Below are 24,022 nucleotides of genomic sequence, written 5' to 3'. Positions count from 1 at the left end.
GCTTTTAGCAGTGTGTTGCTAGTGTTTTAAGCTGTTTGATCTGATTATGTTACATTTCTACAGGATGTTGTACCTAGGATTTATGTTATGTCATTGTTATTGATTGAGTTCTAATGTTTTTTTTTCATGGTGAATAAAATTATCATTAGTGTTATTAATGTTAATCACAAGGAAGCGTTGAAACCAAGGGGAGGTTATGAGCGTGATGGTGATAGCATTATTGATGGTGGTGTATGTTTCCATTGCTTTTGAGATCGATAGACGTAAGCGCATCTGTATTGGCCTTGGTCGAAAATATACCTACAGGAAGCGCATCAATCTCAAAAGGAAATGTGTAAGGTTTATCGATATTCTGCTTTTCCGAACATGATAGGTTGTGGTTTGCCATATTTGGTCAAAAAGCAGATTTCTTCAGGTGAAATGCCCCGGAAAAGCGGGGCATTTTAGATTGATGACCAAGAAGCCGCAGCTATTTGACACTACCAATGCCTGTTAACAATTTGCACCGTTATCGATCTCGTCAAAATGTCGATCTACTACCCGTGAGCAGACCCACGCTTTTGTGATCCTGTAGATAAAAAGTGTCTAATCCACTGTATGCATTCAGCGGCTGCTTTAGTATGGTCTTTGTAATTGAGCATTCGCCAAAAGACATTGCCATGGAAAAAATCGACCTGCATATGCATTCCAACTACAGCGATGATGCAGACTTCCCGGTTGAGACGGTGATTGCGCGCTGCCTGGCCAACGGCATCAGTACGTTGGCGGTGACCGACCATAATAATGCCAATTCGGTGCCGGAGGCCAAGGCCCTGGCATCGTCCAGCCTCAATGTCTTGTCCGGTATCGAGATCGACTGCACCTTCGCAGGGCGTAACTTCCACCTGTTGGGCTACGGGTTTACCCCCAGCAATGACTTTGTGGAAATCTATAACAATTTCAGCACTATTCAACGGGAACTGACGCCGCAAAAGTTTGCCAGGCTGCGCGGATTGAAATTCCATCTGGATGAGCAACGCCTGGAGCAGGTATGCGGTGGTGCCATCCCGCAGGAAGAGCAGATGGGTGAAGTGATACTCGACGATCCACGTAATGATGGGCATCCGTTGCTGATGCCTTATCGGCCCGGGGGGGAAAGGGCCGATATGCCACTAATCAATTTCTACTGGGACTTTTTTGGCCCAGGAAAGGTGTGCTATATGCCGGTCACCTATCCCGCCATGAGCCGCATGGTGGAGGTGATCCGCCATAACGGAGGAATACCGATCCTGGCGCATATCGGTGCCAACGTTAAACAGGACCATACCCAAGTCATCGATGAAATGTTGAAGATTGGTGTGATGGGGGTAGAGGCGTTCTCAAGCTATCATTCACCCGAATTGGCCAGCCAGTTGTATGAGTTTACCGTGAGCCGCTCGGCGTTTGTTACCTGCGGCAGCGACTTCCACGGGCGTAACAAGCCAAAAATAGAAGTAGGGCAATGTGCTTACGGCCCGCAGCATATTGGTGAAATACTCCGGTTTGTCGCCGCCGCCAGCGCCTAGGCATTGTTTCATTCCATATGGCTCGTGGGCGGTATCGGCTGCTCACGAAGCGCGCAGTTAACCGCCGAAATATAGACCATTCCAGATATTTTCTTTATCCTTTGCCGTCCTTTTATCAGGTAGGTGAATTTTTCTCGCCATTAACATCCTGTTTTATATGAACATTCTACGGGGAAGGGAGTTTCCGTCGGGCGCAATCGTTGGCGCTGTAGATTAAGGTAAGCTGTCTCATGAGTACGATTTCTCCAGATCATGGCAGGTTGGCTATTGCCCAATCTGCCAAATGGAACAAGACCGACACCGTCTGGATGTTCGGTTTATACGCCACTGCCGTGGGCGCCGGCACCCTGTTTCTGCCGATCAATGCCGGTCTGAATGGCCCACTGGTGCTGCTATTGATGGCACTGTTTGCCTTCCCTTTGACCTATTTACCCCATCTGGCGTTAACCCGCTTTGTCCTTTCCGGCTCCAGCCGCGATGGCAATATTCAGGACGTGGTGGTCGAGCATTTCGGCGTGTTAGCCGGCAAGCTCATTATGGTGCTGTACCTGATGGCGTTTTTCCCCATCGTGCTGGTCTACAGTATTTCCATCACCAACGCGTTGGACAGTTTCCTGACTCACCAATTTCACTTTGCCCCAGTCCCCCGCGTCTGGCTGAGTTTGGCGGTGGTGGTGGTGCTCAATCTGGTGCTGCTGCGCGGAAAGGACACGATCGTGGCCGCGATGGGCGTTCTGGTATTCCCATTGCTGGTGTTTCTGATGGGGATTTCGTTGTATCTGGTACCCACCTGGCAGACCGAGAACTTTGTCAGTGGTTTGGCCAACACCCAACTTGGCAGCCCCGATCTGTGGCACTCGCTGTGGTTGGCGGTCCCGGTGATGGTATTTTCCTTTAGTCATGCGCCGATCATTTCGTCGTTCGCTTCCACCCAGAACAGCTTATACGGTGACAACGCCGAGCGCCGTTGCGCGCGGATTATGCGTTACAGCTACCTGCTGATTTGCGTCACGGTGCTGTTCTTCGTGTTCAGCTGCGTGCTGAGCCTTTCGCACCAGGAGATGGAGCAGGCGAAAGCGCAGAACATCACGGTGTTGACCACTCTGGCCAACAAGTTTTCCAATCCGCTGATAGCCTATCTTGGGCCGGTGATGGCGATGTTGGCGATGGCAAAGTCCTATCTTGGCACTTCATTAGGCGTAACCGAAGGGGCAACCAGCCTGATCGATGGCCTAACACGTGCCGTTGGCAAGCCGCTGAGTGCCGTGACGACCCATCGCATTTCCGGCGTGGTGCTGTTCTTGCTCACCTGGGCAGCCACCGTCTGGAATCCGAGCGCCTTGCATATCATTGAAACCATCAGCGGTCCGCTGATTGCGGTGATCCTGTTTATTCTGCCGATGTATGCGGTGCGCGCGGTTCCGGCTATGCGCCGTTATCGCGCCTTGAGTAATGGTTTTGTGCTGGTGATGGGGCTGATTGCGCTTTCCGCTCTGGTTTACGGTTTGGCATAACGGGCAAATTGGCCCCGCAACAGCGGGGCCGGTTGGGTCAGGTCATTGGCACGTAGGTAGAGATCAGCTCCAGTACGCCGTTGATAATAAACTGCACGCCCATACACACCAACAGGAAGCCCATCAGGCGGGAAATAGCTTCGATACCACTTTCGCCAACCAGTTTCATGATTGCCGTGGAGCTGCGTAAACAGATCCATAGAATGACCGCTATCGACAGGAAAATGGCCACCGGTGCGGCCAGCAGCACCCAGTGGGCAAAGCCCAGGGTATTTTCGTTGACGCTGGATGCGGTGCTGATGATCATGGCGATGGTACCCGGCCCAGCGGTACTTGGCATGGCCAGCGGGACAAAGGCGATATTGGCCGAGGGTTTCTTGTGCAGTTCTCTGCTTTTGGTTTCTACCTCCGGTGTTTCATCGGCACTTTGCTGTGGGAATAACATGCGAAAACCGATAAAGGCGACAATCAAGCCCCCGGCGATCCGCAGCCCGGGGATGGAGATCCCAAAGGTGCTCATGACCAGTTGACCGGCATAGAACGCCACCGTCATGATGCAGAATACGTAGACCGAAGCCATCAGAGACTGATGGTTGCGCTCTTCGTTGGTCATATTTCCCGACAGACCAAGCAGCAGCGCCACGGTGGTCAACGGGTTGGCCAGTGGCAACAGTAGGGCTATCCCCAGCCCGATGGCCTGAAAAAACTGCAAAATACTCGACATAAAACAAACCCCAGCAAGAGAATGAAATGAGGGCGCAGTCACTACGCCCAAAAAGTATTGTGACTACCAGCGTCATACCAGACGCTCAATTTTCCTATGCCGCCATACCAGCCTATAAAACGTTGTCTGCAATGCCAGCATTGTCAAATAGGCGATAGGGAACGCCATCCATACCCCCTCTAATCCAAAGTGATTGCTGAGCAGATAGGCCGCTGGTAGCTGTACGGCTACGATGCAGAGAATGGAGATTGTCACCGGTACCAACACCACGCCGCTGGCGCGCATGATGCCGCCGACAATCGCCTGGAAGCCAAACACCAACATGCTCCACAGCATGATATGCAATAAATGCTCCGCTTCTGCCAATACTACCGGGCTGGTCAGGAACAAACCCAGCAGCCAATGTGACAGCAGGTAGACCAGAATAATCAACGAACCGGTCAGCCAGAGGTTGATATATAACCCGGTACGCAAGATGGGTGCAATTCGCTCGGTTTTGCCAGCGCCGATGGCCTGAGCACCCAAAATGGAGGCGGTGACGGCAATCGACAGAGCAGGGAATTGCACATAGTTAACGATTTGCGTCACTGCGCCATAGGCTGCTGTGGCATCCGAGCCGTGGCGGTTGACCAAGGTCAGGATAATCAATTCAGAGATAGAAATCACCACCATTTGCAAACCGGTGGGCAGGCCAATACGTAACACTTTGCGTAGCACCACCGTATCCAGCTTGAGCGCGGCCAGCATGGCCCGGTCGGGGGCCAGCACGTGTTTTTTGCGGCGCAGGCGCAGTGTCAGATACACCATCGCCAGTGCGTTACCGACCATACCCGCCAGGGCGGCGCTCTGTATGCCCATGGGGGCAATGCCCAGCCAGCCACGGATCAGGGCCGGGGTGAGCAGCAAGCCGACGATGGTGGACAACAGCAGGGCCAAGAGTGGCGAGACCGTGTCACTGACGCCGCGCAGCAACTGGGTGAACAACACAAATACCAGCAGCAACGGCATAATCAGCATCATGATGCGGGCGTAGGAGACCGCCTCTTCCAGCACATCCGCTGGCGTGCCAAGCGCTTGTAGCGCCTGGCGGGCAAACAGACTGCCAAAGACCGCCGCCAGTAAGCCAAGCGACACGCCCAGCATCAAGGCCGTACCCGCAATGGCTTTGACTTTCTCTGGTTCATTCGCGCCCCATGCCTGCCCAATCAGCACCGAGGCACCGGCACCAACGCCAATCACCAGTGAGATAAAGAAGAATACCACCGGGAACATACCGGAGATGGCGGCCAGCGCATGGGTGCCGAGCATCTGGCCAATATAGATGCCGTTCAGCGTGCCTGAAAATCCTTGCAGGAAGTTGGACAGCACCATGGGCACCAAAAAGATCAGATAGATGCGCCAAAGCGGTGGCTGCTTGTGCTGCGGACGGGTTTGCATTTAATCGTTTTTCCTGCGCTTGAAAGGCCTGTAAAGAGCTCTAGTAATACTGAGACTCATATGTAGGGGCGCCGCATGCTGCGCCCGCCTGGTTATATCACCGGGGAAATGCATCGCGAGTCATCCAGGCCAGATGCGCCTGGATATCGGCAGGCCATTGCGCAATTCGCTCGGCAAACAGCTTGCCGTTGTGGCCAAACAGTGCGCGCGTGGCTTCTTCATAGCCTGGTAAAGAGCCGGCGATGGCGCTCATAAAGCGATAGCCGTTCTCTTTGATACGGCGTTCATTATCCTGCTCGGCGGAGGTGCGCCGGGCTTCATCAACCAGACGACGTAGCGCTGCAGAAGCCCCACCACGTTGTTGTGCCAGCCATGCCCAATGACGGGGCAGGAGGGTCACTTCGCGGGCCACCACGCCGAGCTTGGGCCGACCAACCGAGGGCTGAGCTGCCGGTTCCGCGTCAAGCTCAGCGACACCGCCATCAGGCTGGGGCCAAACGTAGCCTGCTGGCCAAGGGTAATCCACCTGGGAGCCGGTGGCATCATCAAACACTAACAGCTCACCGGCAGTAAGATCCATCGCAGCAAGCGCCTGAGCGACATCGGCATAAGACCCGGCAGCCACTCGTTGATGCTGCAAGAAGGCGGTGCAGCTCGGCGTATTGATGGTTTTCATATTATTTATATCCGGGTTAAATTGTTTTACCCGGGTAATTTGTCTGAGTTATCGTGGTAAGTCAAGTGTGATCAATTATGCAGCAGGGTAAACTGCGCTTTATTTATCCTCCACAGTTTTAATGCTACTATCCGCAAGGCTGTATACAGCCACTGGAGGTTCGCGTGTTATTAACGGACCAAGTTGTGCGTCAATCTGGCAATTGTGGGCGAGATATGACGCATAACTGACTCAACACTAACCAAAATATCTGTACTGCATGTGATCTGTCGTGTGGGTCACCACTGTAGATAAGGAATTATGAATGCCTGTTATTACTCTTCCTGACGGAAGTCAGCGTCAATACGACCATGCCGTTTCCCCGCTGGATGTTGCCCGTGATATCGGCCCTGGCCTTGCCAAAGCCTGTATCGCTGGCCGCGTTAACGGTGAACTGGTCGATGCCAACGATGCCATCGAATCCGATGCACATCTGGCCATCATCACCATCAAGGATACCGAAGGCCTGGAAATCATGCGCCACTCCTGTGCGCACCTGCTGGGTCATGCGATCAAACAGCTGTGGCCAGACACCAAAATGGCCATTGGCCCGGTGATCGACAACGGTTTCTACTATGATGTTGACCTTGACCATACCCTGACGCAGGAAGATCTGGATCTGCTGGAGAAGCGGATGCATGAATTGGCCGACAAAGATTATGACGTCATCAAGAAAACAGTGAGCTGGCAGGAAGCCCGCGACACCTTCGCAGCCCGTGGCGAAAGCTACAAGGTGGCGATTCTGGATGAAAATATCAGCCATGACGATCGCCCTGGCCTGTATCATCACGAAGAATACGTGGATATGTGCCGTGGCCCACACGTGCCGAATATGCGTTTCTGCCACCATTTCAAACTGCAGAAAACCTCCGGTGCCTACTGGCGTGGCGACAGCAAAAACAAAATGCTGCAACGTGTCTACGGCACTGCCTGGGCAGACAAGAAACAGCTGAACGCCTACCTGCAACGCCTGGAAGAGGCGGCCAAGCGTGACCACCGCAAGATCGGCAAGCAACTCGACCTGTATCATATGCAGGAAGAAGCCCCTGGCATGGTGTTCTGGCATAACGACGGCTGGACCATCTTCCGCGAACTGGAAGCCTTTGTGCGCATGAAGCTCAAAGAGCACCAGTATCAGGAGGTGAAAGGGCCGTTCATGATGGACCGTGTGCTGTGGGAAAAAACCGGCCACTGGGAAAACTACAAAGACGCCATGTTCACCACGTCTTCAGAGAACCGTGAATATTGCATCAAGCCGATGAACTGCCCGGGCCACGTGCAGATCTTCAACCAGGGCCTGAAGTCTTACCGTGACCTGCCGCTGCGTATGGGCGAGTTCGGCAGCTGCCACCGTAACGAGCCATCCGGTTCACTGCATGGCCTGATGCGTGTGCGTGGCTTCACCCAGGACGATGCCCATATCTTCTGTACCGAAGATCAGGTGCGTTCCGAAGTGAACGACTGCATCAAAATGGTCTACGATATGTACGGTGTGTTTGGCTTCGAAAAGATTGTGGTGAAGCTGTCCACCCGTCCAGAGAAGCGCATTGGTACCGACGAAATGTGGACTCGAGCCGAAAACGATCTGGCCGCTGCGCTGACTGAAAACGGCATTCCGTTTGAATATCAGCCGGGTGAGGGCGCTTTCTACGGACCAAAAATTGAATTTACCTTGCATGATTGTTTGGATCGCGCATGGCAATGTGGTACCGTGCAACTCGATTTCTTCTTACCGGGCCGTTTAGGCGCGTCGTATGTTGGCGAAAACAACGAACGCGTGGTCCCGGTAATGATACACCGTGCTATTCTTGGCTCCATGGAGCGCTTCATCGGTATTCTTACCGAAGAATATGCCGGTTTCTACCCAACCTGGATTGCTCCAGTGCAGGTAGTGGTGATGAATATCACCGACAGTCAGTCTGATTACGTCCAGCAATTGACCAAAAAACTGCAAGATGCAGGCATTAGGGCAAAAGCGGACTTGAGAAACGAGAAGATTGGCTTTAAAATTCGCGAACATACTTTACGACGGGTTCCATACATGTTGGTGTGCGGTGATAAAGAGGTCGAATCAGGCAAAGTTGCCGTTCGTACCCGCCGTGGCAAAGACCTGGGGAGCCTGGACGTACAAGAAGTCGTAGACAAGCTGCTACATGAGATACGCAGCCGAAGTCTTCATCAACTGGAGGAATAAAGTATTAAAGGCGGAAAACGAGTTCAACCGGCGCGTCCAAATCGCATTAACAAAGAAATTCGCGCGCAAGAAGTTCGCCTAACCGGCGTCGATGGCGAGCAGATTGGTATTGTCAGTCTGAATGAAGCTCTTGAAAAAGCTGAGGAAGCGGGTGTTGATTTAGTAGAGATCAGCCCAAATGCCGAACCGCCAGTTTGCCGGATCATGGATTACGGCAAATTCCTCTACGAGAAGAGCAAGTCGACCAAAGAACAGAAGAAGAAGCAAAAAGTTATCCAGGTTAAGGAAATCAAATTCCGTCCTGGCACCGATGATGGCGACTATCAGGTCAAACTACGCAACCTGATTCGCTTTCTGGAAGACGGCGATAAAGCCAAGATCACCCTGCGTTTCCGTGGGCGTGAAATGGCGCACCAGCAGATCGGTATGGAAGTGCTTAACCGCGTCCGTAAAGACCTGTGTGAAGATATTGATCTGGCAGTGGTCGAGTCCTTCCCAACAAGGATCGAAGGCCGCCAGATGATTATGGTGCTCGCACCCAAGAAGAAACAGTAAGGCTTCCAAGTAATCGAACCCGCGCCGTGCAAGCGTGCGTGGGTTTTATTCGCCTCACTGATTCGTTGTTTAACAATGCGAAGTGGATTTAATTAACATGCCAAAGATTAAAACTGTACGTGGTGCAGCCAAGCGCTTCAAAAAGACCGGCAGCGGTGGTTTTAAGCGCAAACATGCTAACCTGCGTCATATTCTGACCAAAAAAGCAACCAAGCGTAAACGTCATCTGCGTCCGAAAGGCATGGTGTCTAAAAACGATCTGGTCCTGGTTATCGCGTGCCTGCCGTACGCATAAGCCACATTTTTTGAATCTAGAATAAGACTTTAGGAGAGAGCATATGGCTCGCGTAAAACGTGGTGTAATTGCACGCGCACGTCACAAGAAAATACTGAAACAAGCGAAAGGTTACTACGGTGCCCGTTCGCGCGTTTATCGTGTTGCCTTCCAGGCAGTAATCAAAGCAGGTCAGTATGCTTATCGTGACCGTCGTCAACGTAAGCGTCAGTTCCGTCAGCTGTGGATTGCACGTATCAACGCAGCTGCTCGTCAGAACGGCTTGTCTTACAGCAAATTCATTAACGGCTTGAAAAAAGCTTCTATTGAAATTGACCGTAAGATCCTGGCTGATATCGCAGTATTCGACAAAGTGGCCTTTGGCGCACTGGTTGAAAAAGCGAAAGCAGCACTGGCGTAAGCTAGTTGAAAAGAGGGAGCTTGCTCCCTCTTTTACTGTTTGTTTCCAATACAGATATTGACTTTTTTGGCTGGCGCTTTAACACTGGTTGCCAATCTATCGACAAGGTATGCACCAACATGCACGCTGTTATTTTCCGCTTCTTTTTTTACTTTAGCGCCTGACTTCAGGAGGCTTTGCGCGTAAGAAAAGAAACGGAAAGTAGCGCCCAAGCCTCCCAAGTGGAGGCTTTTTTGTTTTTGGCCACCTTCTGCGCCTTTCGGGCCTGCGGCACTTGCCTGGCTACGGCTTGAAATTCTTTGAAGATCAACCAAAGGCGTGTTGGAATAATAGATAACAATTACTTAGGGCCACAAGGCCAGAGGAAGAGGAAAGCAATGTCACATCTCGCAGAGCTGGTTGCCAACGCCAAGGCAGCCGTAGAAGATGCCCAAGATGTTGCCGCGTTGGATTTGGTACGCGTCGAATATTTTGGCAAGAAAGGTCATTTTACCTTACAGATGCAGTCCCTGCGTGAAGTGCCAGCGGAAGATCGCCCGGCAGCCGGGGCGGTGATCAACCAGGCAAAACAGGAAGTTCAGGATGCGCTGAACGCGCGTAAGAACGCGTTGGAGTCTGCGGTGCTGAACGCCCGCCTGGCGGCGGAGACCATCGATGTCTCGCTGCCGGGGCGTCGCTTGGAGAACGGTGGCCTGCACCCGGTCACTCGCACCATCGATCGTATCGAAACCTTCTTTGGCGAACTGGGCTTCTCGGTAGAGACCGGCCCGGAAATCGAAGACGATTACCATAACTTCGACGCGCTGAATATCCCTGGGCATCACCCGGCGCGCGCCGATCACGATACCTTCTGGTTTGACGCGACGCGCCTGCTGCGTACCCAAACCTCTGGCGTGCAGATCCGCACCATGAAGAACCAGCAGCCACCGCTCCGCATCATCGCGCCGGGCCGCGTGTATCGTAATGACTACGATCAGACGCATACCCCGATGTTCCACCAGATGGAAGGGTTGATCGTCGACAAGGACATCAGCTTCACCAACCTGAAAGGGACGCTGCATGATTTCCTGAACAACTTCTTTGAAGAAGACCAGCAGGTTCGTTTCCGTCCTTCCTATTTCCCGTTCACCGAACCTTCTGCCGAAGTGGATGTAATGGGCAAAAACGGTAAGTGGCTGGAAGTGTTGGGTTGCGGCATGGTGCACCCGAACGTACTGCGCAACGTGGGTATCGACCCGGAAATCTATTCCGGCTTTGCCTTCGGTATGGGTATGGAGCGCCTGACGATGCTGCGTTATGGCGTCACCGATCTGCGCGCGTTCTTCGAAAACGATCTGCGTTTCCTCAAACAGTTTAAGTAAGGCGGGAATATCACATGAAATTCAGTGAACTCTGGTTGCGCGAGTGGGTAAACCCGGCCATCAGCAGCGAAGCATTATCCGATCAAATCACTATGGCTGGCCTGGAGGTAGACGGCGTTGAGCCGGTAGCTGGCGTGTTCAACGGCGTGGTCGTGGGCCACGTGGTGGAGTGTGGGCAGCACCCGAACGCCGACAAACTGCGCGTCACCAAAGTCGATGTGGGCGGTGAACGCCTGTTAGACATCGTTTGTGGTGCGCCAAACTGCCGTGCTGGCCTGAAAGTAGCCGTTGCTACCGTCGGTGCCGTACTGCCAGGCGACTTTAAAATCAAAGCCGCCAAGCTGCGCGGCGAGCCTTCTGAAGGCATGCTGTGTTCGTTCTCCGAACTGGCGATTTCAGACGATCATGACGGTATCATTGAGCTGCCGACAGATGCGCCGATCGGTACCGATATCCGTGACTATCTGCAACTGAACGATAGCGCGATCGAAATCAGCGTCACGCCGAACCGTGCCGATTGCCTGGGCATCATTGGCGTCGCGCGCGACGTTGCCGTGCTGAACCAACTGCCGCTGACCGAGCCGGATATGAGCCCGGTTGCTGCCACTATCACCGACACCCTGCCAATCCGTGTAGAAGCTCCTCAGGCATGCCCACGTTACCTTGGCCGCGTGGTGAAAGGCATCAACGTGAAGGCACCTTCACCGTTGTGGATGCGTGAGAAACTGCGCCGTGCTGGTATTCGCTCGATAGATGCCGTGGTCGATGTGACCAACTACGTGCTGATGGAGCTGGGCCAGCCGATGCACGCCTTTGACCTCAATCGTATTGAGGGCGGTATCGTGGTGCGTATGGCCCACGAAGGTGAAACCCTGCGCCTGCTGGATGGCAACGAAGCCAAACTGCAGGCAGATACCCTGGTGATCGCCGATCGGCAAAAAGCGCTGGCTATGGGCGGCATTTTTGGCGGTGAGCACTCTGGCGTGAATGACGAAACCCAGGATGTGCTGCTGGAGTGTGCTTTCTTCAGCCCGCTGTCGATTACTGGCCGTGCTCGCCGTCATGGCCTGCATACCGACGCCTCACATCGTTACGAGCGTGGCGTAGATCCGGCACTGCAACATAAAGCGATGGAGCGCGCCACACGCCTGCTGATCGACATCTGTGGTGGTCAGGCTGGCCCAATCATTGACGTTAGCGACGAGAGCACCTTACCGAAACGTGCCACCATTGCGCTGCGCCGTGAAAAGCTTGACCGTCTGATTGGCCATGTGGTGCCAAGCGAGCAGGTGAGCGATATTCTGCGCCGCCTGGGTTGCCAGGTTACCGAGCAGGGTGACAACTGGTTGGCGGTAGCGCCAAGCTGGCGTTTCGATATGGAGATCGAAGAAGATTTGGTGGAAGAAGTGGCCCGTATCTATGGCTACAACAATATCCCGGATGTGCCAGTGCGCGCCGATCTGGTGATGACCAAACACCGTGAATCCGATCTGACCCTGAAGCGCGTGAAGACCCTGTTGGTCGATCATGGCTATCAGGAAGCAATTACTTACAGTTTTGTCGATCCGAAAGTGCAGACGTTGCTGCACCCAGGTGAAGAAGTCCTGATCCTGCCAAGCCCTATCTCGGTAGAGATGTCTGCGATGCGTCTGTCACTGTGGACTGGTCTGCTGTCGGCGGTGGTATACAACCAGAATCGCCAGCAGACGCGGGTGCGCCTGTTTGAAAGCGGACTGCGCTTTGTGCCTGATACTGCGGCAAATCTGGGTATCCGTCAGGATGTCATGCTGGCTGGCGTAATTGCCGGGCATACCCATGATGAGCATTGGGATCTGGCAAGAAAGCCGGTGGACTTCTATGATTTGAAAGGGGATCTGGAATCGATATTGGAGCTGACCGGTAAATTATCCGAAATTCAGTTCAAGGCAGAGTCCAATCCCGCCCTGCATCCTGGGCAAAGTGCGGCCATTTATTTACACGGCGAGCGTGTCGGTTTCATCGGTGTGGTTCACCCGGAACTTGAACGTAAACTGGATCTTAACGGCCGTACTGTGGTATTTGAATTGGAGTGGAACAAGCTCGCAAGCCGCGCCGTGCCTCAGGCCCGTGAGGTTTCTCGCTTCCCTGCAAACCGCCGCGATATCGCCGTTGTAGTGGCTGAAAACGTCGCCGCAGAAGATATTTTGGCAGAGTGTAAGAAAGTTGGCGCAAATCAGGTAGTTGGCGTAAACTTGTTTGATGTGTACCGTGGCAAGGGCGTAGCTGAGGGTTATAAGAGCCTGGCTATCAGTCTGGTGTTGCAGGATACCGCCCGTACACTGGAAGAAGAGGAGATTGCCGCTACCGTTGCAAAATGTGTAGAGGCTCTAAAACAGCGATTCCAAGCATCCTTGAGGGATTGAACCTATGGCGCTTACTAAAGCTGAAATGTCAGAACACCTGTTTGAGAAGCTAGGGCTTAGCAAACGGGATGCCAAAGATCTGGTAGAACTGTTCTTTGAAGAGGTCCGTCGAGCTCTGGAGAACGGAGAACAGGTCAAGCTGTCTGGTTTTGGCAATTTTGATTTGCGAGACAAGAACCAACGTCCGGGACGCAACCCGAAAACCGGTGAGGACATTCCGATTACGGCGCGCCGCGTGGTCACTTTCCGTCCGGGACAGAAACTGAAAAGCCGGGTGGAGAACGCCAGCCCGAAAGAGTAGGTTATACAACGCCAAAAAGGCCGCGCAAGCGGCCTTTTTCTTTTGGGCGGTTTACCAACCTCACCGGGCATCGTGTAGGGGCGTCGCATGCTACGCCCGTGTGTGTATTACCATTCATCGTATCGATGACCGGCAGTGCCAGCTGCTATTTTCCCCACCATTCGTTCACTCAGTCCTTCCCCTAAACGCCCGAACCTCCTACTATTTGCTGCAGACGTTATTTTCAGGCCGTTATCCTGGCCAGTAGGGAAGTTGTGTAGTTATGCCGAGCAGTCAGACCTTCACTTTGTTACAACAGCATCAGCACCGCCGCGATAAACGCTATTTAACCTGGCTGACGCTGGGCGTCGTACTGGCGTTTGCCTTCAGCCTGAGCGCCGGGGATCTGTGGATCTGGCCTGCGCAGTGGTTGAGTGAGCCTGCACAGCTGTTTGTCTGGCAATTGCGCCTGCCACGAGCGCTGGCGGTGATGCTGGTGGGGGCAAGCCTGGCGGTGGCCGGGGCGGCGATGCAGGCCCTGTTTGAGAACCCGTTGGCGGAGCCTGGTCTGCTTGGCGTATCCAACGGTGCCGGAGTGGCGCTGGTGCTTACGGTGCTGTTCGGCAACGGCCTGCTGCCGGTGGCGCTGATGAGCATGAACGCCATCGTAGGCGCCCTGGTGATGACCTTCCTGTTGCTGATTTTTGCCCGCCGTCGTAGGTTGAGCAACGCACGTTTGCTGCTGGTGGGGGTAGCGCTGGGGATTGTGTGCAGCGCGATCATGACCTGGGCCGTCTATTTCAGTTCGAGTCTCGACCTGCGGCAGCTAATGTACTGGATGATGGGCGGTTTCGGCGGGGTGGATTGGCGGCAGAAATGGTTGCTGTTAGCTCTGCTGCCGGTGCTGCTGTGGTTATGCGCGCAGGGCAAGGCGCTGAATTTGATGGCGCTTGGCGAAATGCAGGCCCGGCAGTTGGGCCTTTCCCTGCATGTATGGCGTAATCTGCTGGTGCTGGCTATCGGCTGGCTGGTGGGAACCAGCGTGGCACTGGCGGGGGTGATTGGCTTTATCGGCTTGGTGATCCCACATATTTTGCGCCTCAGCGGTTTGACCAACCAGCGTTACCTGTTGCCTGGCTGCGCGTTGGCGGGCGCAGGCGTATTGTTAGTGGCAGACGTGGTGGCGCGGATTGCGCTGTTTTCGGCGGAGTTACCCATCGGCGTGGTCACTGCAACGCTGGGAGCCCCTCTTTTTATCTGGTTACTGGCGCGGACAAAAAGCGTAAGGTAAACCAGTTGCCGGTCATGTCCGGTGGCGTTTTTCTGTATCACCTGCAAATAAAACCAAAGGAAAACATCTGATGAGCAACCCCATTTATGCCATTCCCCTGCAAACCATTGAGAACCAACCTACCACGCTGAACGCCTATGCCGGCAAGGTGCTGCTGGTGGTCAACGTGGCGTCGGAATGCGGCCTGACCAAGCAATACGAAGGTCTGGAAAAGCTTTATGAAACCTGGCGTGAGCAGGGTTTTGCGGTGTTGGGTTTCCCCTCCAATGAGTTTCTTGGTCAGGAGCCGGGCAGTAATGAAGAGATCCTGGCGTTTTGCCGTGGCACCTTTGGCGTCCAATTCCCGATGTTTGCCAAAATTGAAGTCAATGGTGAGGGCCGTCATCCGCTGTATCGGGAACTGATTGCCGCACAGCCACAGGCCGTCGCACCAGAAGGCAGTGGTTTCCTGGAGCGGATGAGCAGCAAAGGCCGTGCGCCGAAGCACACCGGCGATATCCTGTGGAACTTTGAGAAATTCTTGATTGGGCGTGATGGTACGGTGATCCAACGCTTCTCGCCTGATATGACGCCAGAAGATCCACAGGTGTCCGAGGCCATCAAACAGGCTTTGGCCAAGTAAAGGAGCGAACAGAACCATGCTGCAACTCAGTGAGGTGGGGGTAGAAGGGCGACTAGTGCCGTTTTCTGGGCAGATCGCCGCTGGGTTGCAGGTGCACCTGATCGGCCCAAACGGCGCGGGTAAGAGTACGCTGTTGGCCAGATTGGCGGGTATGCTGCCAGGGCTTGGCGAAGTTCGGCTGTCTGGGCGTTTGCTGGAAGCGTATACGGGGAATGAACTGGCAAGGCATCGGGCTTATCTGTGCCAGCAGCAGCCTCCGGTTGCGCTGATGCCGGTATTTCAATATCTCGCCTTACATCAGCCCGCCGGGGCGGACGAAAGCGAGCTGGAAAAAACCATCCTGTATTTGGCACGTAGCCTGAAGCTGACGGATAAATTATCCCGCATGTTGACTCAACTCTCCGGGGGCGAATGGCAACGGGTGCGACTGGCCGCAGTGTTGTTACAGGTTTGGCCGACGGTCAACCCGCGCAGCCAATTACTGCTGCTCGATGAGCCGACCAACAGCCTGGATGTGGCGCAAAAGGTGGCGCTGGATCGCCTGTTGCGTGAATTTTGCCAAAGTGGCCGCAGCGCACTGGTCTGTGCTCACGATCTCAATCATACCCTGCAACAGGCCGATCGGGTCTGGTTGCTGCAAGCCGGACGGCTGGTGGCCGAAGGGAGCACCCACGAGGTAATGGAGCCGGGGCTACTTTCCAAGGTTTATGATGTGGATTTTCATCTTCAGGCGGTGGGAGAACAGCGCTGGATTATGACCAAAACGGCCTAGCGATGTTTAATCGATTAAATTAAACGAAAAGTAAACGTGCTCGATATAATTATCCAATAAGGGGATAAATCCTTCCGGTAATCTCGCAATATAAGATGGAAAATTCCCGGTCACCTGCTACGCTGTTCGGGTTGAAAAGAATTAAGTAAAAAATCATGACTGTATAACAAATTGATTATTAATATAATTTTCATTCCATTAATGAGAGGGTTTTACAGAAGGTTTCCTGATAATAATTTCTCTCTTAAGGTTTAGTTAAGCTTGCCCACGTACATTGGTAGTTAATCCACCAGGGATCATTCTTTGCGACGTTTACTTTTCGTTAAATGTAAAAGTCTTACAGTGGCTCAAAGAAAATCGAGATGTTTGGGGTTTAATTATGGATCAATTTCTGCCTTTTTCACGCCCGGCAATTGGGGATGAAGAAATTGCGGCGGTAGAAAAGGTGTTACGTTCGGGCTGGATCACCACCGGACCGCAAAATCAGCAGTTGGAAAGCGAGTTTTGCCGAACCTTCGGCTGCAAACATGCGGTTGCCGTCTGCTCTGCAACGGCGGGGATGCACATCACTCTGATGGCCCTGGGGATCGGGCCAGGGGATGAAGTCATTACCCCTTCTCAAACCTGGGTTTCCACCCTCAATATGATCGAATTGCTTGGCGCTACGCCAGTGATGATCGATGTTGACCGTGATACGTTAATGGTTAGCGCAGCCGATGTTGAGGCGGCCATCACCGCACGTACCAAAGCGATTATTCCCGTTCACTATGCGGGCGCACCATTACCGATGGATGAGCTGCGCGCGTTGGCTCAGCGCCACAACCTCCCCCTGATTGAAGATGCCGCTCACGCCGTGGGTAGCCGTTTCAATGGTGAATGGGTTGGCGCACGGGGCACTGCCATTTTTTCTTTCCACGCCATCAAAAACCTGACCTGTGCGGAAGGTGGCCTGATCGCGACCGATGACGATCAACTGGCCGATCGCGTCCGCTGCCTGAAGTTCCATGGCCTGGGCGTTGACGCTTTTGACCGCCAACTGCAGGGGCGTAAGCCGCAGGCAGAAGTGGTTGAACCTGGCTACAAATACAACCTGTCAGATATTCATGCGGCGATTGCTGTGGTACAGCTGGCGCGCTTGCCAGAGCTGAACGCTCGGCGCAAGGTTCTGGCGGAACGTTACCTGGCCGCGCTGCAAGACTCGCCTTTCCAACCGTTGGGGTTGCCGGATTATCCGCACGATCACGCCTGGCACCTGTTTATGGTGCGCGTTGATGAACAACGTTGCGGCATTGGGCGCGATCAACTGATGGAACGGCTGAAAGAAGTTGGGGTCGGTACCGGTCTGCATTTCCGCGCCGCCCATACGCAAAAATTCTACCGCGAACGTTACCCACAGCTGTCACTGCCCAATACCGAATGGAACTCGGCACGCCTGTGTACTTTACCGCTGTTCCCGGATATGACCGAAGCTGATGTCGATCGCGTGGTCAATGCCTTGTCTTCCGTATTGGAGTCTTCCCGTGTCTCGCGTTGAACCTATTAGTAAAGTTTCGGTGGTGATCCCGGTGTACAACGAGCAGGAAAGTTTACCTGCCTTGTTGGAGCGCACCACCGCCGCCTGTAAACAACTATTGCAACCTTATGAAATTATTCTGATTGACGATGGCAGCAGCGACAACTCTGCCGCCATGCTGACCGCCGCGGCAGAACAACCGGGGAGTTGCATTATTGCCGTGCTGCTGAACCGTAACTACGGCCAGCATTCCGCCATCATGGCGGGGTTCAATCAGGTCAGCGGCGATCTGGTGATCACCCTGGATGCCGATCTGCAAAACCCGCCGGAGGAAATTCCCCGTCTGGTCAGCGTCGCGGAAGAGGGGTATGACGTAGTGGGTACCGTGCGTGCCAACCGTCAGGACTCCTGGTTCCGCAAGACGGCCTCCCGCATGATCAATATGATGATCCAGCGCGCGACCGGTAAATCCATGGGCGACTATGGATGCATGCTGCGTGCCTATCGCCACCATATCATTGAAGCGATGCTGCACTGCCATGAGCGCAGTACCTTTATTCCGATCCTGGCCAACACCTTTGCTCGCCGCACCACGGAGATCGAGGTGCGTCACGCTGAACGCGAGTTTGGTGACTCCAAATATAGCCTGATGAAGCTGATCAACCTGATGTATGACCTGATCACCTGCCTGACTACCACGCCGTTGCGTCTGCTCAGCGTGGTGGGCAGCGTGATTGCGCTGTCAGGCTTCGTGCTGGCGGTGTTGTTGATCGTGCTGCGCCTGGTCCTGGGGCCGGAATGGGCGGCAGGCGGAGTGTTCACGCTGTTTGCGGTGTTATTCACCTTTATCGGTGCACAGTTTGTCGGTATGGGATTGTTAGGGGAGTACATCGGCCGGATTTATAACGATGTCCGCGCTCGTCCCCGCTATTTTGTCCAGAAAGTGGTCGGTGCCAAGCCAACCCAAAATACTCAGGAAGAAGAAGAATGAAAGCTATCGTATTTGCTTACCATGACATCGGCTGCGCAGGCTTGAAAGCGCTGACAGAAGCGGGTTATGACGTACAGGCCGTATTTACCCATACCGATGATCCCGGTGAAAACAACTTCTTCTCTTCCGTTGCTCGTCAGGGTGCCGAACTGGAGCTGCCGGTGTATGCGCCGGAAGATGTCAATCATCCGCTGTGGGTGGAACGTATCCGTGAGCTGCAGCCGGATATCATTTTCTCTTTCTACTACCGCAATATGTTGAGCGATGAGATCCTTTCTCTGGCTCCAAAAGGTGGTTTTAACCTGCATGGTTCACTGTTACCACGCTACCGTGGCCGCGCGCCGATCAACTGGGCGCTGGTGAATGGCGAAACCGAAACCGGTGCCACGCTGCACAAGATGGTCAAACGTCCGGATGCCGGCGATATCGTTGGTCAGCATAAAGTGGCGATTTCCGAGCAGGACACCGCGCTGACGCTGCACAAAAAAGTGCTGGAAGCGGCGCAGATCGTCTTGAAAGAACAGCTGCCGAAACTGAAAAACGGTACGGCCAGCCTGACGGTACAAAACGAAGCGGATGCCAGCTATTTTGGCCGCCGTACCGCTGCCGACGGCGAGATCCAGTGGCACAAATCTGCGCGTGAAATCAATGATTTGGTGCGTGCTGTCACCGAACCTTATCCGGGCGCATTCAGCTATCTGGGGCAGCGCAAGGTGATCGTTTGGCGCGCACGCGTGCTGGATACCGCACATGATAAGCAGCCTGGCACGGTACTGAGCACCACTCCACTGCTGATTGCCTGTGGTGAAGGGGCGTTGGAAATCGTGGCTGGCCAAAGCGAGTCTGGTTTGTATGTGCAAGGCAGCCGTCTGGCGCTGGAAATGGGCATGGTGAGCGACGTACGTCTGGCTGCCAAGCCCAGCTCAGTGATGAAGCGCCGGACCCGCGTGCTGATCCTGGGAGTTAACGGCTTTATCGGTAACCATCTCACCGAACGCCTGCTGCGCGAAGATCGCTATGATATCTACGGCCTGGATATCGGCTCTGATGCCATCAGCCGTTTCCTGGATAATCCGCGCTTCCACTTTGTGGAAGGGGATATCAGCATTCATTCCGAGTGGATCGAATATCACATCAAGAAGTGCGACGTGGTACTACCGCTGGTGGCGATCGCCACACCGATCGAATACACCCGTAATCCACTGCGCGTGTTCGAGTTGGATTTCGAAGAAAACCTGAAAATCGTCCGCGACTGTGTGAAATACAACAAACGCATCATCTTCCCGTCCACTTCAGAAGTGTATGGCATGTGCGACGATAAAGAGTTTGATGAGGACACCTCGCGCCTGATCGTCGGGCCAATCAACAAACAGCGCTGGATCTATTCGGTCTCCAAACAGCTGTTGGACCGGGTTATCTGGGCTTATGGGGCCAAAGAAGGCCTGAAGTTCACGCTGTTCCGTCCGTTTAACTGGATGGGGCCACGCCTGGACAACCTGGATGCGGCGCGTATCGGCTCTTCGCGCGCGATCACCCAGTTGATCCTGAATCTGGTTGAAGGCTCACCGATCAAGCTGGTGGACGGTGGAGCGCAGAAACGTTGCTTTACCGATATCAACGACGGTATTGAAGCGCTGTACCGCATTATTGAAAACCGCGATGGTCAATGTGATGGTCAGATCGTCAACATCGGCAACCCAACCAACGAAGCCAGCATTCGTGAGCTGGCGGAAATGCTGTTGGCCAGCTTCAATGAGCATCCGTTGCGCGGCAATTTCCCGCCGTTTGCCGGTTTCAAGGACGTGGAAAGCAGCAGCTACTACGGCAAAGGGTATCAGGATGTTGAGCATCGTACGCCAAGCATCAAGAACGCGCGCCGCCTGCTGGGCTGGCAGCCGACGATCGCCATGCAGCAAACCGTTGCCGAGACGCTGGACTACTTCCTGCGTACCACGGTAAAGGAAGGTGATGGTGCATGAAGAAGGTCGGCCTGCGAGTTGATGTAGACACCTTTAGCGGTACCCGTGAAGGGGTACCGCGCCTGCTGGAACTGTTTGCCAAGTACGATATTCAGGCCAGCTTCTTCTTCAGCGTCGGGCCGGACAACATGGGGCGCCACTTGTGGCGCCTGCTTCGTCCGCAATTCCTGCTGAAAATGCTGCGTTCCAAGGCCGCCTCCCTGTATGGCTGGGATATCCTGCTGGCGGGGACCGCGTGGCCTGGGAGGAATATTTCCCGATCTTTGGGGCCGTTGATGAAGCGCACGCTGGAAATGGGCCACGAAGTAGGTTTGCACGCCTGGGATCATCAAGGCTGGCAGGCCAAGGTGGGGAGGTGGTCCAAACCCGAGTTGATGCGCCAGGTTCAGTTGGGCGTTGATGCGCTGGCAAAGGCGATCGGTCAACCGGTGCGATTTTCGGCGGTGGCGGGGTGGCGTGCCGATCAGCGCGTCGTGGAGGTTAAGCAAGATTTCGGTTTCGAGTACAACAGCGATTGCCGTGGCACTCATCCATTCCGTCCGCTATTGGATAACGGCCAGCCGGGCACGGTGCAAATCCCTGTCACGCTCCCCACCTTTGATGAGGTGATTGGCCGTGAAACCAGCATGGCGGATTTCAATGATTATATTTTGCGAGCGATAGCAAACGATCGTGGAGTGCCGGTGTACACCATACATACCGAGGTGGAAGGCATGTCGCAGTCGGCTATGTTCGAACAGTTGTTACAGCGAGCAAAACAGCAAGGCATCGAGTTCTGCCCGTTGAGCGCATTGCTGCCCCAAGACGTGTCATCATTGCCGCTAGGCCGCATTACTCGCGCGCCATTTCCTGGCCGAGAAGGCTGGTTGGGCTATCAAACCGAAGTTGGGGGAGAAAAGGTTTCATGAAAGCGTTGAAAGGATCCTGGGCCATCGTATTGGCCATTTTTTTTGCCCTGGTGTATCTGCTGCCGGTGAATGGGCGGTTGCTGTGGCAGCCGGATGAAACCCGCTACGCCGAAATTAGCCGTGAAATGCTGGCGAGCGGAGATTGGATAGTGCCCAACCTGCTCGGCCTGCGCTATTTTGAAAAGCCGGTTGCCGGTTACTGGTTTAATAACATCAGCCAGTGGCTGTTTGGTGATAGCAACTTTGCCGTGCGCTTTGGCTCGATATTCAGCACTGCCATGACCGCCTTGCTGGTCTTTACTCTGGCCTGGCTGATGTGGAAAAACGCGCGTCGTGCCTACGTGGCGGTGCTGATCTTCCTGTCGATGGTGCTGGTATTCAGTATCGGCACTTACAGCGTGCTCGATCCGATGATCTCGCTGTGGCTGACGGCGGCCATGGTCAGCTATTACCTGACGCTGAAAGCCACCACCGCCAAAGGCAAGTTGGGCGGCTATGTGTTGCTCGGGCTGGCCTGTGGCATGGGCTTTATGACCAAAGGCTTTCTGGCGCTGGCGGTACCGGTGATTGCCGTCATCCCCATTGTTATTCAGCAGCGAAAGGTCAAAGATCTGTTCTGCTATGGGCCAGTGGCGATCGTGGTGGCGATACTGCTCAGCCTGCCATGGGCACTGGCTGTGGCCCAACGCGAGCCGGACTATTGGAACTACTTCTTCTGGGTGGAGCATATTCAGCGCTTTGCCGAAGACAATGCCCAGCACAAGGCCCCCTTCTGGTATTACCTTCCGATCCTGATTGCAGCGGTACTGCCGTGGTTGGCGTTATTGCCAGGTTCCCTGCTCAAGGGATGGCGTGAGCGTGTGCAGCGCCCGGAGCTGTTTTTCCTGTTGAGCTGGGTCATGATGCCGCTGATCTTCTTCAGCATCGCCAAAGGCAAGCTGCCGACCTATATTCTGCCTTGCATGGCGCCGTTGGCTCTTCTGATGGCGGCTTACGCAGAGGATTGCGCGGGGCAGTTGCGCACCCGGGTATTCAAGGTGAATGCCTTACTGAATGGCCTGTTTGGTCTGATTGGCATTATCACGTTGTTGCTGATCGGCTCTGGTGTATTACATAAAGTACATCTGTTTACCGCCGATGAGTGGCCGAAAATCGTGTTCGGCCTGATTGCCTTTGGTGGCTGGCTGCTGTTTGCCGTGGTTTCCGCTCGTGATAATGCGAAGCGCTGGACCTGGGCGGCTGCCTGTCCGTTACTGCTTTGTCTGTTGATCGGCTACGCTATTCCACAGCAGGTAATCGACTCCAAGCAGCCGCAAAACTTCATGCGCGAAAATATCGCCACGCTCAGCCAGAGCCGGTTTGTGTTGGCCGATCGTGTGGGTATCGCCGCTGGCCTGGCCTGGGAACTGAAACGCAGCGATGTGCTGATGTATGGTGAAAAAGGTGAAATCACGTATGGCTTGGCGTATCCCGATGCGCGCGGTCACTATATCGGCGAGCAAGATTTTGCTGGCTGGTTGGCGCAGGCTCGCAAACAGGGGGATGTGTCACTGGTAATGCAACTCTCCCGTGGTGAGCACGTGCCGACAGATCTGCCAACGCCAGACCGCGTTGTCGAGATGCATCGCATGGCACTGGTATGGTATAAGCAGCAGCCATGATGGCGTATTTATTGGTGATCCTGGTTAGCCTGTTCACCTGTGCAGGGCAACTGTGTCAGAAGCAGGCGGCTCTTACCTGGCAACAGGCTGGCGAGCGGCGGCGGGTTTTAACGCTGCGCTGGTTGGTGCTGGCGGTGTGGCTATTGGGGCTGGGCATGCTGGTGTGGCTAAATGTGTTGCAGCGTCTGCCGCTCAGCCTGGCCTATCCGATGCTGAGCCTCAATTTTGTCCTGGTGACGCTGGCGACACGCTGGTTGTTTAACGAGCCGACCACGCTGCGCCACTGGTGCGGCGTGGCGTCGATCATGCTGGGGATCTTGCTGATGAGTCTGCAATCATGAAAGGTTATCTTTGGGGCGCGGGCAGCGTCCTGTTGGTTACGCTGGCCCAGTTGCTGATGAAATGGGGCATGGGGCAGATCCCACTATTGTCCTTTGCCGAAGTTACCTGGTCGTTACTCAATCAGTACGGAATGGCCTTGCTGGCGGTGGTCGCCGGGATTTTCGGTTATGGATTATCAATGCTGTGCTGGTTCTTTGCGCTCCATTACCTGCCGCTGAACCGGGCTTATCCGTTGTTGAGCGTCAGTTATGCGCTGGTTTACCTGGCGGCGGTGATCCTGCCTTGGTTTAATGAACCGGCCACCTTGCTCAAAACGCTGGGGACGCTGTTTATTCTGTTCGGCGTCTGGTTGATTAACAGCCATCGGGCGGAAAAAAACCGTTAATAGCGGAAAAAACGCTGTCGATTCGAATATCTCATGCACAATACTTGCCTTTTTATTATCTTGAGCGATAAATTAACGCCAAACAGCATTCTCCTTACCTGGGGTGGCGTGGTGAAATACCGCAGGCGGTTGATCCG

At 54.2% G+C, this 24,022-nt stretch carries 23 protein-coding genes and 1 other annotated feature; of the genes, 20 read left to right on the top strand and 3 right to left on the bottom strand.

What is annotated here, in order from left to right; all coding sequences use genetic code 11:
* The first annotated feature begins 659 nt into the window (after positions 1–659).
* Entirely contained in the window at positions 660–1,544 is an 885-nt protein-coding gene (locus ABIE29_RS10260) for a PHP domain-containing protein (protein ID WP_429618472.1), read from the top strand.
* 230 nt (positions 1,545–1,774) lie between these two features.
* Entirely contained in the window at positions 1,775–3,058 is a 1,284-nt protein-coding gene (locus tag ABIE29_RS10255) for an HAAAP family serine/threonine permease (protein ID WP_429618471.1), read from the top strand.
* A gap of 37 nt (positions 3,059–3,095) precedes the next feature.
* Here ABIE29_RS10255 and ABIE29_RS10250 read toward each other — a convergent pair whose 3' ends face one another.
* The 3 genes from ABIE29_RS10250 to ABIE29_RS10240 form a co-directional block, all read right to left on the bottom strand.
* Entirely contained in the window at positions 3,096–3,782 is a 687-nt protein-coding gene (locus ABIE29_RS10250) for a MarC family NAAT transporter (protein WP_429618469.1), read from the bottom strand.
* Positions 3,783–3,854: 72 nt separating this feature from the next.
* Positions 3,855–5,219 (bottom strand): MATE family efflux transporter, encoded by a 1,365-nt coding sequence (locus tag ABIE29_RS10245; RefSeq protein WP_429618467.1) that lies wholly within the window; start codon positions 5,217–5,219, stop codon positions 3,855–3,857.
* Between the two features lie 97 nt (positions 5,220–5,316).
* Positions 5,317–5,895 (bottom strand): DUF2239 family protein, encoded by a 579-nt coding sequence (locus ABIE29_RS10240; RefSeq protein WP_429618465.1) that lies wholly within the window; start codon positions 5,893–5,895, stop codon positions 5,317–5,319.
* A 304-nt stretch (positions 5,896–6,199) separates the two neighbouring features.
* On the opposite strand from ABIE29_RS10240, the gene thrS reads away from it, so the two are divergent.
* The 18 genes from thrS (at position 6,200) to arnF (ending at position 23,885) form a co-directional block, all read left to right on the top strand.
* Positions 6,200–8,128 carry a threonine--tRNA ligase gene (gene thrS / locus ABIE29_RS10235; protein WP_429618464.1) on the top strand — a complete coding sequence of 643 codons (1,929 nt, stop codon included), beginning with the start codon at positions 6,200–6,202 and terminating at the stop codon, positions 8,126–8,128.
* 3 nt (positions 8,129–8,131) lie between these two features.
* The gene (infC, locus tag ABIE29_RS10230) at positions 8,132–8,683 is read left to right on the top strand and encodes a translation initiation factor IF-3 (RefSeq protein ID WP_071683678.1); all 552 of its coding nucleotides are present in this window, start codon (positions 8,132–8,134) and stop codon (positions 8,681–8,683) included.
* A 97-nt stretch (positions 8,684–8,780) separates the two neighbouring features.
* Entirely contained in the window at positions 8,781–8,978 is a 198-nt protein-coding gene (gene rpmI, locus ABIE29_RS10225) for a 50S ribosomal protein L35 (protein WP_024485856.1), read from the top strand.
* A 43-nt stretch (positions 8,979–9,021) separates the two neighbouring features.
* Entirely contained in the window at positions 9,022–9,378 is a 357-nt protein-coding gene (rplT, locus tag ABIE29_RS10220; RefSeq protein ID WP_004963673.1) for a 50S ribosomal protein L20, read from the top strand.
* A gap of 113 nt (positions 9,379–9,491) precedes the next feature.
* Positions 9,492–9,616, top strand: a sequence feature (Phe leader region).
* Positions 9,498–9,542, top strand: a complete 45-nt coding sequence (gene pheM, locus ABIE29_RS10215; protein ID WP_121608962.1) for a pheST operon leader peptide PheM — start codon at positions 9,498–9,500, stop codon at positions 9,540–9,542. (Overlaps the previous feature by 45 nt.)
* A gap of 139 nt (positions 9,617–9,755) precedes the next feature.
* Positions 9,756–10,739: a phenylalanine--tRNA ligase subunit alpha gene (pheS, locus tag ABIE29_RS10210; RefSeq protein ID WP_429618462.1), complete on the top strand. Its 984-nt coding sequence runs from the start codon at positions 9,756–9,758 to the stop codon at positions 10,737–10,739.
* Between the two features lie 14 nt (positions 10,740–10,753).
* The gene (pheT, locus tag ABIE29_RS10205) at positions 10,754–13,141 is read left to right on the top strand and encodes a phenylalanine--tRNA ligase subunit beta (RefSeq protein WP_429618460.1); all 2,388 of its coding nucleotides are present in this window, start codon (positions 10,754–10,756) and stop codon (positions 13,139–13,141) included.
* A gap of 4 nt (positions 13,142–13,145) precedes the next feature.
* On the top strand, positions 13,146–13,442 hold the full coding sequence (gene ihfA, locus ABIE29_RS10200; RefSeq protein WP_004943604.1) for an integration host factor subunit alpha: 297 nt from the start codon (positions 13,146–13,148) through the stop codon (positions 13,440–13,442).
* 262 nt (positions 13,443–13,704) lie between these two features.
* Complete coding sequence (gene btuC / locus ABIE29_RS10195) at positions 13,705–14,712, top strand: vitamin B12 ABC transporter permease BtuC (RefSeq protein WP_429618455.1); 1,008 nt, start codon at positions 13,705–13,707, stop codon at positions 14,710–14,712.
* A 70-nt stretch (positions 14,713–14,782) separates the two neighbouring features.
* Positions 14,783–15,334 carry a glutathione peroxidase gene (locus ABIE29_RS10190; RefSeq protein ID WP_429618453.1) on the top strand — a complete coding sequence of 184 codons (552 nt, stop codon included), beginning with the start codon at positions 14,783–14,785 and terminating at the stop codon, positions 15,332–15,334.
* A 16-nt stretch (positions 15,335–15,350) separates the two neighbouring features.
* Complete coding sequence (btuD, locus tag ABIE29_RS10185) at positions 15,351–16,106, top strand: vitamin B12 ABC transporter ATP-binding protein BtuD (RefSeq protein WP_429618452.1); 756 nt, start codon at positions 15,351–15,353, stop codon at positions 16,104–16,106.
* A 379-nt stretch (positions 16,107–16,485) separates the two neighbouring features.
* Positions 16,486–17,640, top strand: coding sequence for a UDP-4-amino-4-deoxy-L-arabinose aminotransferase (arnB, locus tag ABIE29_RS10180; RefSeq protein WP_429618450.1), 1,155 nt, complete (start codon positions 16,486–16,488; stop codon positions 17,638–17,640).
* On the top strand, positions 17,627–18,610 hold the full coding sequence (gene arnC, locus ABIE29_RS10175; protein ID WP_429618449.1) for an undecaprenyl-phosphate 4-deoxy-4-formamido-L-arabinose transferase: 984 nt from the start codon (positions 17,627–17,629) through the stop codon (positions 18,608–18,610). The genes arnB and arnC overlap by 14 nt, the downstream gene beginning before the upstream one ends.
* A complete protein-coding gene (gene arnA, locus ABIE29_RS10170) occupies positions 18,607–20,589 on the top strand; it encodes a bifunctional UDP-4-amino-4-deoxy-L-arabinose formyltransferase/UDP-glucuronic acid oxidase ArnA (protein WP_429618447.1) in 1,983 nt (660 codons plus the stop codon). The genes arnC and arnA overlap by 4 nt, the downstream gene beginning before the upstream one ends.
* Positions 20,586–21,497 (top strand): 4-deoxy-4-formamido-L-arabinose-phosphoundecaprenol deformylase, encoded by a 912-nt coding sequence (gene arnD / locus ABIE29_RS10165; protein ID WP_429618445.1) that lies wholly within the window; start codon positions 20,586–20,588, stop codon positions 21,495–21,497. The genes arnA and arnD overlap by 4 nt, the downstream gene beginning before the upstream one ends.
* On the top strand, positions 21,494–23,158 hold the full coding sequence (gene arnT, locus ABIE29_RS10160) for a lipid IV(A) 4-amino-4-deoxy-L-arabinosyltransferase (protein WP_429618444.1): 1,665 nt from the start codon (positions 21,494–21,496) through the stop codon (positions 23,156–23,158). The genes arnD and arnT overlap by 4 nt, the downstream gene beginning before the upstream one ends.
* Positions 23,155–23,499, top strand: coding sequence for a 4-amino-4-deoxy-L-arabinose-phosphoundecaprenol flippase subunit ArnE (gene arnE, locus ABIE29_RS10155; RefSeq protein ID WP_429618442.1), 345 nt, complete (start codon positions 23,155–23,157; stop codon positions 23,497–23,499). Before arnT ends, arnE begins: the two co-directional genes overlap by 4 nt.
* On the top strand, positions 23,496–23,885 hold the full coding sequence (gene arnF, locus ABIE29_RS10150) for a 4-amino-4-deoxy-L-arabinose-phosphoundecaprenol flippase subunit ArnF (protein ID WP_429618440.1): 390 nt from the start codon (positions 23,496–23,498) through the stop codon (positions 23,883–23,885). The genes arnE and arnF overlap by 4 nt, the downstream gene beginning before the upstream one ends.
* The last annotated feature ends 137 nt before the right edge of the window (positions 23,886–24,022 follow it).

This window comes from Serratia sp. 2723 (genome assembly GCF_050434425.1).
In the GTDB taxonomy this organism is placed as follows: domain Bacteria; phylum Pseudomonadota; class Gammaproteobacteria; order Enterobacterales; family Enterobacteriaceae; genus Chania.
The sequence above is the reverse complement of the archived record's forward strand: the minus strand, read 5'-3'. Positions and strand labels throughout refer to the sequence as shown.